Annotated in this window: 11 protein-coding genes; 8 read left to right on the top strand and 3 right to left on the bottom strand. The window is 68.6% G+C overall.

Features of this window, described 5'->3' with window-relative positions:
• Nucleotides 1-79: 79 nt before the first annotated feature.
• Nucleotides 80-1,300, top strand: a complete 1,221-nt coding sequence (locus tag O3I_RS20270; RefSeq protein WP_041562733.1) for a PucR family transcriptional regulator — start codon at nt 80-82, stop codon at nt 1,298-1,300.
• 9 nt (nt 1,301-1,309) lie between these two features.
• Here the strand turns inward: O3I_RS20270 and O3I_RS44530 are convergent, their stop codons facing one another.
• Nucleotides 1,310-2,113 carry a hypothetical protein gene (locus tag O3I_RS44530; RefSeq protein WP_141691945.1) on the bottom strand — a complete coding sequence of 268 codons (804 nt, stop codon included), beginning with the start codon at nt 2,111-2,113 and terminating at the stop codon, nt 1,310-1,312.
• 243 nt (nt 2,114-2,356) lie between these two features.
• Between O3I_RS44530 and O3I_RS20260 the strand changes: the two genes are divergently transcribed.
• The 6 genes from O3I_RS20260 to O3I_RS20235 all read left to right on the top strand — a co-directional run bounded on the left by O3I_RS20260 (nt 2,357) and on the right by O3I_RS20235 (nt 9,039).
• A complete protein-coding gene (locus O3I_RS20260) occupies nt 2,357-6,436 on the top strand; it encodes an FtsK/SpoIIIE domain-containing protein (RefSeq protein WP_014984834.1) in 4,080 nt (1,359 codons plus the stop codon).
• A complete protein-coding gene (locus O3I_RS20255; RefSeq protein ID WP_014984833.1) occupies nt 6,429-7,334 on the top strand; it encodes a hypothetical protein in 906 nt (301 codons plus the stop codon). Before O3I_RS20260 ends, O3I_RS20255 begins: the two co-directional genes overlap by 8 nt.
• On the top strand, nt 7,331-7,552 hold the full coding sequence (locus O3I_RS20250; protein ID WP_014984832.1) for a hypothetical protein: 222 nt from the start codon (nt 7,331-7,333) through the stop codon (nt 7,550-7,552). The genes O3I_RS20255 and O3I_RS20250 overlap by 4 nt, the downstream gene beginning before the upstream one ends.
• A 20-nt stretch (nt 7,553-7,572) precedes the next feature.
• Entirely contained in the window at nt 7,573-7,836 is a 264-nt protein-coding gene (locus tag O3I_RS20245) for a hypothetical protein (RefSeq protein WP_014984831.1), read from the top strand.
• A 3-nt stretch (nt 7,837-7,839) separates the two neighbouring features.
• Nucleotides 7,840-8,385 carry a hypothetical protein gene (locus O3I_RS20240; RefSeq protein WP_014984830.1) on the top strand — a complete coding sequence of 182 codons (546 nt, stop codon included), beginning with the start codon at nt 7,840-7,842 and terminating at the stop codon, nt 8,383-8,385.
• Nucleotides 8,386-8,601: 216 nt separating this feature from the next.
• Nucleotides 8,602-9,039 (top strand): hypothetical protein, encoded by a 438-nt coding sequence (locus tag O3I_RS20235; RefSeq protein ID WP_141691946.1) that lies wholly within the window; start codon nt 8,602-8,604, stop codon nt 9,037-9,039.
• Nucleotides 9,040-9,051: 12 nt separating this feature from the next.
• Here O3I_RS20235 and O3I_RS20230 read toward each other — a convergent pair whose 3' ends face one another.
• Entirely contained in the window at nt 9,052-9,330 is a 279-nt protein-coding gene (locus tag O3I_RS20230) for a LuxR C-terminal-related transcriptional regulator (RefSeq protein WP_014984828.1), read from the bottom strand.
• A 285-nt stretch (nt 9,331-9,615) separates the two neighbouring features.
• Between O3I_RS20230 and O3I_RS20225 the strand changes: the two genes are divergently transcribed.
• Nucleotides 9,616-10,824 carry a TetR family transcriptional regulator gene (locus O3I_RS20225; protein ID WP_237748337.1) on the top strand — a complete coding sequence of 403 codons (1,209 nt, stop codon included), beginning with the start codon at nt 9,616-9,618 and terminating at the stop codon, nt 10,822-10,824.
• Here O3I_RS20225 and O3I_RS20220 read toward each other — a convergent pair.
• A complete protein-coding gene (locus O3I_RS20220; RefSeq protein WP_014984826.1) occupies nt 10,787-12,157 on the bottom strand; it encodes an alpha/beta hydrolase family protein in 1,371 nt (456 codons plus the stop codon). The two genes, O3I_RS20225 and O3I_RS20220, sit on opposite strands and share 38 nt — an antisense overlap.
• Nucleotides 12,158-12,166 lie beyond the last annotated feature (9 nt).

The following is a 12,166-nucleotide window of genomic DNA, read 5'->3' as shown; positions in this document are numbered from 1 at the left end:
CGATTCGTTCCGCTACCAGCATCGAACGATTAGTGTGAATGCGCCGCACAGCTATATCCGGGGGCGGAAGGAGTCGTCAATGTCGATCGACAGTTCGGCCCGGCAGAGCCTTACGCTCGCCGGGAAGCCGATGTCGTCCCCACTCAAGGACGTTCGCGCGTTATCCCGTCAAATGGTCGGCCACTTCGTGGCCAACGTCATCCCCTGCGGCACGTTACCCTCCGATGCCATCTCCGGCGATGTCACGACCATCACCCGGGTCTGCCTGGAGTTCGCGGTCAGCATGCTCGACGGCCAGGACATCCCGGAGAAACTGCAGCGGATCCAGGACGCCGCGGCGGGCTGGGCACGCGAGGGCGTGCCGATCGACACCATCCACCACTCCATCCACGAGGGCTTCAAGATGGGCCTGGACCTGGTGGTCTCGGACGCCTCGATCAAGGACTACGACAGCCTGGTCGACGGCGCCAAGATGGTCCTGGAAATCCTCGACATGATCAGCTCGGCGATCTCGGTCGCCTACATCAGGGAACTGCGTTCGGTGGTCAGCGAGCACCACACCGCGGTGCACACGCTGACCTCCGCGCTGCTCGGCGGGCATAGCACCTCCACCATGGCCCGCGAATGCGGGATCGCCATCGCGCCCTCGTACGCCGTACTCGCCGTGGCGATTCCGCCGCACCGCGAGGAACAGAACCCGATGATCGACAACCAGGTGGTGGCCCGCCGCAAACTGCGCCGGGTGCAGGCCGAGCTCGCGACCCGCTGTGGCGAGAGCGCGCTGTCGCTGCTGAGCGTCGACGGCGGCACCGTGCTGATCCCCTCGGCCACCTTCGACAACGAAGGCTATGACACCCTGGTGAACCAGCTGACGCACGCGGCGCAGGTCGGCATCACCGCCACCATGGTCGAGGCCACGCCCGAGCAGATCCCGAACGCCGCCGATCAGGCCCACGAACTGCTCGACATGGTGCAACGCCTGGAAGCGGTGGCGGGGCTGTACCGGTTCGACGAACTCGCGCTCGAGTACCAGCTCACCCGGCCCGGGCCCGGCCGCGAATACCTCGGGCAACTGCTCGACCCGCTCGACGAACACCCGGAACTGCTGGAGACGCTGCAGCGCCACATCGGCAACAACCTCAACCGGCAACGGACGGCGCGGGTGCTGCACGTGCACACCAACACCGTCGACTACCGGCTCAAACGGATCGGCCAGCTCACCGGCTTCGACCCGTCCCAACCCTCCGGCCTGTGGTACCTGCGCTCGGCGCTGGTGGCGCGCAGTTACCGGACGACCTGAGGCAGTGCCTCACTGATATCCGGTACTCCCCTCTACCGGATGGGTGGTGCTGATCAGCTTGGCGTAGCAGTGGTCGCGGTCGAATCCGTGGCCGGCACACCAGCTGATCGCACCACCCGCAGTCGGGAAGCCGATGCCGATGACGGTGATCCAGAAGTCCGGATAACTGAAGGTCGACCACGCGCCCGACCACAGCAGCCGCGCCCTCGGATAGCGGGCGCGCAATTCCTCGTGCTCGCGCAGGATTTCAGCGTGCCGCCAGGTGATGCCCTCGGCCACCAGCCCGTACCGCTTCGAACTCACCTGCGGCACCCACCGCTCGCCGAGATCGCGGGCGACCACCGGCTGGTCCGCCGCCGCCCGCGTCTGTAATCCGTTCAGCCCCGCCGTTTCCGGATCGACGCTGCCCGTGGTCGTCCCCACCCGTACCCCTGCCACCACCGAAGTCTCGACCACAACCGAACCTGCCGCGCTGTCCCCCCGCCCCTGATCCCGCACCCACAACACCACCGGCACCGCAAGCATGAGCGCGGCCACCAGCAACCCGACCAGAAGCCCAGAAGGTCTGCGCCGCAGATCCGTTCGAGGAGCGAAGGTCAACCGCGGCCCCGTCGGCACCGCCACGGGCGCATCGATACGCCCACTCTCCGGAAACGCCCCGGACGGCCCCGTCATCCGCGCCGCGACACCGGCACGGACCTGGGACGGTCCACCCGGGTCGGGCATCAACGGTGCCGATTCGGGGTGGGGCGGGGTTTTGTCCAGGGTGACGCGTGGTCGAGACGGGTTCGACGGGTCGCTGAGATCTTGCATGCGTTCCCCTCGGGTGCGCGCACGGAGCCGGGTGTTCGGCGGCCGCACTTCTATGTCTCGATGCTATGGGGAGCGCGCGGCTGCCGGTGTCGGTCGATCGCCGGACAGAGTGGTGCCGAATTGCCCTGGTCGGCAGCGTTGTCCGCTGTTCAGCGGACAGCCAGCACGGGTGCCGCCACCCGATAATCGGCAAGAACAACTAGGTGGTGTCCGCGAATCCGGACGCGCGCAGAAGGAGTCACGATGCAGCTGGCGAAGGGACAGAACACGCCGCTGCACGGCACCGCCGTCGATCTGCGGCTCAGCAGCGAGTCCGGCACCCCCGCACTGTATGTCGCGATGCTCGGTACCGACGACCGCGTCGCCACCGCCACCGACTTCCGCTACCCCGGCTCCCCCGATCCCGGACCGGTCTCTTTCGCCGAGTCGGCCGTGCACCTCGACCTCCTCGCAGTACCGAACCCGGTGCAGCGCATGGTGGTTCTGGCAGCGATCGCCGACACACCCCTACCCGCCCTCGAACTCACCGTGACCGGCCCCGCCGGCGCCACCGCCGCGACCTTCACGATGCCCCGCGCCACCGCGGAAACCGCGATCATCGTCTGCGAGGTATACCGCCGCAACGGACAGTGGAAACTCCGCGCCGTCGGCCAGGGCTACGAATCCGGATTAGCTGGCGCAGCATCAGATTTCGGCTTCGACGCCACCATCGCCCCACCCACCGAAGCGACAGACCGACCGCACACGGTCGACGCCGACACGCCACAGAGCCGCCTCGGGCCCGCGGCCGCCGCTCCCGTGCCTCCGTCTGCGACACCGACGACACCCGCAGGCACGACTATGCCCGCCACGCAGCCTCGCCGCGATCGCAGTAGCCGCGGGCTCCGCGCGACCGAGCGGCACGCATCCACCGCTGCGGCACTCTCGCCGTCCAGCGCGGCACCGCGAACGTCGATGACGCCGCCACCGCCCGCAGGGGCGTATGCCTCGGCAGCTTCGGGGGCAGCGTGGCAGGGGCACACGCCGGTGGGTGAAACCTTGGATGCGGCAAGGGTTCCCGTGCTGGCTCGGCGCACCGAGCTTGCGCCCGCGGTCGATCAGGTCAAGGGTGATGCGGCGGCTTCGATCGCGCGGTTGCTGCGCACCGTCGTCACGAATGCGGTGTCGAGTATGCCGTCGACGAGCAATGGGGTGCAGCGGATACAGCACGAGCTGGCGCAGGATCGCGAACTGCTGTGGAACGCGTACGAAACCGTGCGGGGCGACGTGCTGCACAAGTACCGCACGCAGGCGTTCACCAATCTGCTTCCGGCGAACTGGTATGAGCGCGAGCCGGCGCCGCGGCCCGGCTATTCCGGTAACCCGGAGGTCAGGGCCGAGCACTGGCTGATCGATGCGGCCGCGGCGACCGAGGCGGTGCGCGGCGCGGGGATCCGGGTGACGTCGAACGGCCGCGCGCAGCAACGCCGGGAGCTGATCGACACCGCCGCGACCGTGCTCGGCCGCTACGACGCCGCGGTCCGCGACGCCGAACTGACCGCGCAGCACAAGACCGCCAAGTTGTTCACCGACGTCTTCGCCCAGTTCCGCAGGCAGATGAGCGTCGCGATCACGCGCATGACCGATCAGTATGTCGCCGTCGAACTCGGTGCGATCACCCCGTGCCCCGGCGAGGCCACGCCCGTCTGGCAGGCGGTCGCGGACGCGACCACCATCGCGCCGTCCCCGCCGACCCGAATGGTCTTCCCGCTAGGGCTGATTCGGCTGACGCAGGCGCGCATCCACACCGAGCTGACGGTCCCGGCACCGCCGGGCGGAAAACACGAACACACTTTCACCCTTCCGCTGGAGGAGTCGACGCCACCGATCCCGGTGCTGCTCGATCTGGACGACACCGGCGGGATCGTCACGGATTCGACTGCGGTCGTGGAGAACCTGACCTTGGACATGCTCGCGACACTGCCCGCGGGCCGGTTGAAGATCGATGTGGTCGATCCCATGAAGGTCGGCGCGTCGATGAACTTCCTCTACGGCGTCGGCGAGGCGGGCGAGAAGATCTACGGCCAGAAGGTATGGGGCTCACACAATGTCAACGAGCTGCTCACCGAGCTGGAGAACCACGTCGCTTTCGTCACACAGAAGTACCTGCAGGGCACACACGAAACCCTGACCGCCTACAACCGGGCCGCGGGCGAGGTCGCCGAGCCTTACCGGTTGCTGCTGCTGTTCGATCATCCGCACGCGTTCACCCGCGACGGCCGGATGTACGACGACGAGTCGCTCAAACGCCTCGAACGCCTGGCGACCGTCGGCCGCCGCGCGGGGGTCTTGATCGCCGCCACCACCGATTCCGCCACCACCTCGCTCGATTCGCTCGCGACCGCGTTCACCGGACGCCAGGACACCGGGCTGGTGGCGCGGCTGCAACTGCCTACGGGCGTGCGACCGGCCCAGTACGTCACCCGCGGCGAACTGGACTGGCGGCTGCGCCCGTATCCGCTGCCGTCGGATCAGGTCCGGGCCGAGGTGCTGGCCCATATCGAACGCAGCCTCGCGACCTCGGGTGACACCCAGGTCGCGCCCAAACGCGTGCACGAGCTCGCGGTACAGGCGATGGAACGCGCGGTGGCCAGGGGCACGCAGGCACCGGAACTCATCGCCGATCCGCACGACCCGGCGACCTGGTGGCAGTCGAGCGTCGACGATCGGGTCGTCGCGCGCTTCGGCCGGATGGGCGCCACCGACGTCGCCGAGCTCCGCCTGGACTCGGGCGCACTGTCGAGCGCTCTGATCGGCGGGCGGACCGGCTCGGGCAAATCGGTGCTGCTGCACTCGATCATCCTCGGGATCGCGCTGCAGTACTCGCCGGCCGAGGTCGAGTTCTACCTGATCGATTTCAAGGAGGGCGTCGAGTTCAAGCCGTACGCTACGCCGGGCCTGCCGCACGCCAAAGTCGTTGCGATCGAGACGAACCGGGACTTCGGCATCAGCGTGTTGGAGAGCCTGGACAGCGAGATCGCCCGGCGCGCCGCGTTGTTCAAGAACGCCGGGCAGGGACAGATGGAGATCGGGCGCTACCGGCAGAGCACCGGCGAGCCGATGCCGCGCATCGTGCTGATCATCGACGAGTTCCACATGCTGCTCGAGCAGGACGACGCCACCGCGACCCGGGGCGCGGGACTGCTCGATCGAATCATCCGGCAGGGCCGCGCCTTCGGGGTGCACACGCTGCTGGCGTCGCAGTCGGTGTCCGGTGGCGGGCAGAAGATCCGCACCGCGCTCAACCAGATTCCCAATCGCCTGGTGCTGGCCAGTTCCACCCAGGACTCCGAACAACTGCTCGCGGAGGGCAATGCCGACGCGCAACTGCTGTCCAAACCGGGCGAAGGCATCATCAACGATCACGCGGGTCAGGCCGAGGCGAACAATCGCTTCCAATGCGCGTACTGGCCTACCGAGCTGCGCGCGACCTTGATCACGCAGTTGCGCGATCGAGCCGACGCGCACGGTTTCACCGGGCGCCCCGCGGTTTTCGAGGGCGATATCGCGGTAGCGCCGCAGGACTACCCGCTGGAGATATTCACCCGATCCGACCCCCGCAGCGCATTGGTGCTGCCCATGGGCGCGCCCATGTCGCTGGACCCGCCCCTGGCCCTGCGACTCGGCCGCGAGCCCGGCAACAACCTGCTCGTGGTCGATCCCAACGCACTCTCGAGCCTCGCATTGCAGATCGCGGTGCTGCGCGCGGCCGACATCCGGGTGGAGTACGTCGATTTCGCCGCGATCGAGCAGCACAGCGAGGCGCTGTTCGCCCGGCTGTGCACCGCGGGCGCGGTGGCCTGTCATCGGCGCAAGCTCGGCGATGTGCTCGACTCGCTGCTCGGCGAGCTCGCTGAGCGCACCGAACTCGACGAGTACCACGGACCCGCGCGTGTGCTGTTCCTCGTCGGTCTGCACCGTGCCCGGGAGCTGAACCCGGACGCCTTCGACGAAGACAGCGAGAGCGCCAAGCTGGCCCGCCTGCTCCGGCACGGACCGGAGGTCGGGCTGCACGTGGTCGGCTGGGCCGACCGGTACGCCTCGCTACAGCGGCGGCTCGATCCGGATGGGTTGCGCCAGTTCGGTTTCAAGGTGCTCGGACCGGCCAGCGAGGACGACTCCCGGGTGCTGATCGACTCGGAGGTGGCGGCGAACCTGACCGCCAACCAGTTCGCGGTGGACGATTACGACAACGCCCGCACCGATATCGTCCGGCGCTTCGCCGACCCCGGACCCGAGTGGCTCGACCTGCTGCTGCGAACCGAGCGCGGCCACGATGGCTGATACCGCACGCAACGATCCGCAGGTCGTGCGGCAGCTCGCCCGCGACCTCGACAAGTATCTGCGCGACGTCGAATCCAGCGAGCGCACCGCCGGTTACGCGCAGCGCCGGGTCGAACAAGAACTCGCCCAGGAGAACCGCGCACGTGAGCGCAAGCTGCGCGAGGCGCAGGCCGCCTACGACGCCTGCTGCCGCACCGAGGACGCGGACTGCTCCGGACCGCGCAGGGCGCTCGAACGTGCCGAGCGCGCGCTGGCCGCCGTCCACCGGGCCGAACGCATGTACGCCGCCGCCACCGCCGAATACTCCGCGGCCGCAGGGCGATTCGCACGGGTCCGGGTCGCGCTGAGCCTCGAGACGACGCAGCTGCTCGGCCTCATCGCCAAGGACCTCGACGCCTACAATCGCGCTTCGTCCGCGGTGGGCACCGTGCCCTCCGGCAACGGACCCGCGGTATCGGCCCCCAGCGGCGGCGCGGTCACCCCGACGGGCGCGACCGAACGCATCGCACTCGATACGCCCGCGGGCTTCCCCGACGGCTACGCGATGATCCCGCTCGCCGCGCTGGACACCGCCACGACCGGCGGAGCAAAGCCGCTGCCCGCCGACGTGTCGAAGTCCGATCTCGAGTGGGCGCTCAACGCCTTCCACACCGTGATCGTCCCGGCGCTGCGCCTCGGCAAGAATATCGAGTACTTCCGCGCCCGCGATCAGGACGAGCGGCGTTGCGGCGCGCGCAGCTACGCGGATACCTATACCTGGTTTCTCGGCAGCGACGAAGCCCTGCAGGTCGGCCGGCGGCCCGACGGCGGCTTCACGGTACACAACGGTTTCCACCGGATCGCCATCGCGCGACAGCTCGGCCTGGCGAGCGTTCCGGCCAGGGTGGTGGACGCATGAGCCGATTACGCCGGGCCAGAGACGAATTCGACGCGAACCGGCGCGCCAGGACCGCCGCCGAGCAGCGCGCGGGCCAGGTGTGGAACGACACGGTGCTGCGCAGGCTGTCCGAGCGCAAACTGCAACCCCTGGCCGACGAGGAACGCCGGTTCGTGCAGGCGCTCACCGCCTACGACATGGCCATCGACTTCGTGCTGACCGAGCTCTCCAACTACTGAGAACCCGACAAGGAGAAACGATGAGTTCCATTCAGGCGAACCCGGATTCGCTCAAGAAGCTCAAGGGCGATATCGATCGGTCGCAGCGGGAGATCAATCAGGCGATCACCCGGGTGCGCTCCTCGCTGCGCGGCGCCGAGTGGCGCGACAGCGTCAAGGACCAGTTCGAGCGTGATCTCGAACAGGTGCTGCGCTCGGTCGCCACCTTCGACAACAACGCGAACGTGCTGAAGCGCTACTTGGACAAGAAGATCCAGATCCTACAGAGCTACCAGGGGCGATGAGCGATGGCACTGTTCGGACACCGGCCGCGGACCGCACATCCGAGCACCGGACCCGGCCGGGTCGCGCTGCTCGATCCACGCGACGAGGGCAATCCCAAGCAGGCCACCTTCATCGGGCTCGATCAGGCCGGGCTCAGCCTCCTGATCTACGGCCCCGGTGATATCCGGCGCTGTTTCACGGCTCTCGCCGACGCGGCCCCCGCCTTCCACACCACCCGGCTCGCCTCGGAATCGCCGTATGTCGGCTGCTTTCCGGGCCGCAGCGCGATCATGTGGATGGCCTTGGACGGGCCCGGCGGATCAGCGGTCGCCGTCCACTGCTTCCCGCACTGCGACACCGATTTCACCACCACGCAGATCGCGAAGCGGGTGAGCGGGCCGCAGGGCGCCCTGCGGCCGCCGTGGCAGTTCGGTATCGGCACGGTGGGCGCGCGCGTACCGGTGGGTTTCGCCGACGTCTTCGTTGCCGCCCAAGCGATTCCGCTCGGCACGCTGCCCGGCCTGGAGCGGTTGCCGACACCGGTCACCGAGGGTCACGCTCCCCGATAACCCGAGCGGCGGTGTCGGACATTTGACCGACAGACAACGTTGCCGAATAGTGACAACGTCAAGTGTTAGCGGACGAAACGGAACGGGCATCCGGCGAGGACCGCACCGTCGTTGCAGACCAACGGCGCCCAAGGAATTCCCAGGGCATTGTTTATTCTGAACTCGGTCGCCGGGCCACTATCAACGCGACCGCAGGCGGAAGGTTTGGGCACCGAGGTGAACCGTCGACAAACGTATGAGGTGGCAGTTGCCGCCGCGGCGCTCAGCGAGCTCATTCTCGCGGTACACGCCGCCGCCGGACAGGCGGGCGGGCAGACGGGGCGCCGATGGCACTACGGCAACGTCGTCGGGATCAGTACGCCGCGGGTCCGGGATCTCACCCTGGCGAAGGTGCACGCCAAACATGTGATCGGCCGCCGGGCGATCGCCGCGATCACCGTCGCCGCACAGCGCGAGGTGGCCGTCGACGTGGTCTTCGGACTGGACGACAAGGTGGCCTCGGCTCAGTTCTTCTGCGCGACAACGCAGTCCGAGACCTTCGTGGAGCAGGAGAGCTCCTGGGCCGAGTATCTCGCCGCGTGCACGTCGGCGACGCTCACCGCGACCGATATCGCCGCGACGATGTCGGCGCAGTGCGCGACGATCACCGAGTGAAAGACGAGGTGCTCACAGATCATCGATATCGATGAGGCCGTCCTGCAGGGCGCGGGCCACCAGCGACGCTTTGGTCGGCGCGGGCCGGCCTGCCGCCGCGTACTTGTCCCTGATCCGGGACAGGTGCGTGTTCACCGTACCGAGCGCGATGAACAGCTGCGCCGCAACGACATTCTTCGAGTCCGCGTGGAACCAGGCGAGCAATACCTGGGTTTCGCGACTACTCAGCAACGGAGTGGTCTCGGCCGCGGCACGCTGCGGTTCGTTCTCGTTTCCGGCCACGGTACGCATCGCTCGTTCCTTCGCTTCACTATCCGAAATCCCCCGGTACACAACGAATCCATGGGGGCACCGCCTATGTAACCGCGCAATGATCCGCACGTCACTGCCAGCGCGCGGACCGATCGCCGTCACTCGAGAGCGATCACTCTCAGGTGTGGCGTAACGGCTCGCCGGTGTGTCCGGATCAACCCACCGACACCTCCGCGTCTCGCGACCGCGGGACAGCCAGTCAGGAGCACACTCATTCCCGTCGATGACCGCGCGGCTGCCGAACTCGTCCACGCCGGCTTGCAGGTGCTGCTCGAGCAGCCCGCCAAGCTAATGGACGGCGGGCTGCGCATCGAGGAGGTGATCGACCGCGCGAACTCCTCGAACGCCACCTTCTACCGCAAGTTCGCCACCAAATCCCGGTTCCTGGTCCGGGTGCTCGACCAACTGATCGACGACGCCAGGGTCCGCACGGCCGACGTCTGCGAGTGCGCGCGCCAGGCGCTCGACGCCGCGGACGGCGACCGCATCCGCGCGGTCCGGGAACTGGTGATCACTCATTTCGACGCCGCGTGTTCGGACCGGAATGCGACCACCCGGCTGCTCGCGCACACGCTCGGGCCGACCGCACCGCGCGGCGGCCTGCAGGCGACCTATCGGCACACCGATCAGCTCATCCTGGCGATCTTCGAGGTACTGTTCGCCAAATCCGGTGCGACACTGCGTAAACCGCTCACCAAAGAGAGCTTCTGCGTGGTGTTGTCCGCGCTGCTGGAGGGGTTCCTCATCCGGCGTCGGGTCGAGCCGGCGGCGGTACCCGCCGAACTCGTCGCCGCGGCGGTGCTCGGCGTGCTGAACGTCGCGGTGGACACCGAGCAGCGGCACGAGCACATCGAGGACGCGCTCACCGCGCTGGCCGCCGCACCCGCTTTGCCGACCGCATTGCCGAGCGAACCGCGCGCGGCGTTGCTGAGCGCCGCCCGGACGGAGTTCACCAAACGCGGCTACTTCATGACCGGTATCGAGGCGATCGCGACCGAGGCGCGAGTCCCGCTGGACAAGGCCAAACGGATCTTCCCGACCAAGACGCAGCTCATCCTGGACGCGCTGAAACCGGCGTACGCCTCGCTGCGACTCGATATCGCCGACGACGCGGCGATCGGCTACGACGCGGTGGCGATCGTGCACCGCCACTTCGTCCGCTGCGCCCGCCTGGTCGCCGCCGAGCGCGCGTTCATGGACGCGCTGATGGCCGCGGTCGCCCACGACACCTACGCCGAGGAGGACGGGTTGATCTCGATCCGGCGCGAACTCGACTTCCCCGGCCTCCTCGTCCCGATCCTCACCGAGGCCCAGGGCACGGGCGTGTTCGCCGACGATCAGCCCCCGCAGGAACTCGCCGCGCTCCTCACCAACACCCTGTTGCTGCGCTGTTTCACCCGCCGGTCGGTCGACCCCGACGCGAACGCCGAATTCGTCAGCACACTGGTGCTGAACGGGCTTCGGCGCCGATAGCGGGCTGTCCCACCCCGAGGTGGGCGGTCAGCCAGTGCAGGGCCATGTCCAGCCACTCCACGAAATGCGCTGGGGCACAGTGGTCGTCCCCTGGATACAGGCGCAAGGTGGCGTTCGGGACCGCGGCCGCGAGTTCCCGCGCGTCCCCGCTGTCGACCACCTTGTCGCAGTCACCGCCGATGACCAGCATGGGTATCCCGATGTCGGCATACCATCGGCGCAGCGACAGCGTGGCGAGCTCGGCCCCGATCCGGCGCAGGGTTCGCGCGCCGAGCGCGACGCCCATGGCCCGTAGCACGGGCTCCGGCACCCCGAACGCGCCGGCCGGGCCGAACGCGCGGTGCGCGGGTGCGCCGGAGCACACCACACACCGCACCCTGGCGTCTACGGCGGCCGTCCGTGCCGCCCAGTAGCCGCCGAAACTCATGCCGAACATCGCGATTCGGCCGGCGGCCACTCGACGGTGCGCGCTCAGATAGTCGAGCACCGCGCGGTAGACCTCGGGCGCTGCCACCGGACCCGGCCGCGCACCGGCGTAACTTCCCGGTTGTTCCATGATCAGCAAGCCGAGCCCGGTGTTCCGATACTTCAGCAGCGGCAGTGCCAGCTCCCCCACGGTGCCGTCCAGACCGTTCGTCACGAGCAACACCGGGCAACGCCGCGTGCCGCGCGGGAAAATCGTTACGGCACGGACGCTTTCGTTCCCGGCCGATATCTCGATTACGGCGATGTCCAGCCCGAGCGCGGGCCCGACCGCCGTGAGCAACAGTTCGGAGAGCGAGCGTGCCCGTCGATACGCCCGCAGCCGCGCCGGTGTCGCACCGGGCCAGGCGGCGACGATCTGGAAGGCGATGGCCTGCAACAAGCTGTCCAGCGCGATGATTCGCGCCGCATCGAGCGGCGCGGCCGCCTGCAGCGCCCCGTCGATCACGTCACGCCGCGGCGCAGGCCCCCGATCGCCGACGAACTCCGCGACCGGCCCCACCAGCCTGCCGAGTTGCTCGGCGCTGCGCGCGGCCCCGTGCCCGAACAGCATGAGCGGATCCGGCAGCCGCTCCCCCTGCTCCGCGGCCACCGTCGTCAGACCTCGGTACGCCGCCGCGAGCCGCTCGTCGGCCAGCCGCTGCCAGTATGCGGTCCACCGCACGTCGTCGAAGGCCCGGACCGCCGCGAGCTGCGCGGTGAACACCGTGGCGTCGAAACCGCCCAGCGCCGCGAACCGCGGGATCAGCACCTCGGGCACGAACCAGCGCGCGCCCGTGTACCCGGCCACCAGGTCCGTGGTCCGGGTGAGCGCGCAGGCGGTGATCACCGCGCGCCGCAGCGCGTTCATCGCCGCACC

Origin of the sequence: Nocardia brasiliensis ATCC 700358 (assembly GCF_000250675.2) — a bacterium.
Lineage (GTDB): Bacteria > Actinomycetota > Actinomycetes > Mycobacteriales > Mycobacteriaceae > Nocardia > Nocardia brasiliensis_B.
The sequence above is the reverse complement of the archived record's forward strand: the minus strand, read 5'-3'. Positions and strand labels throughout refer to the sequence as shown.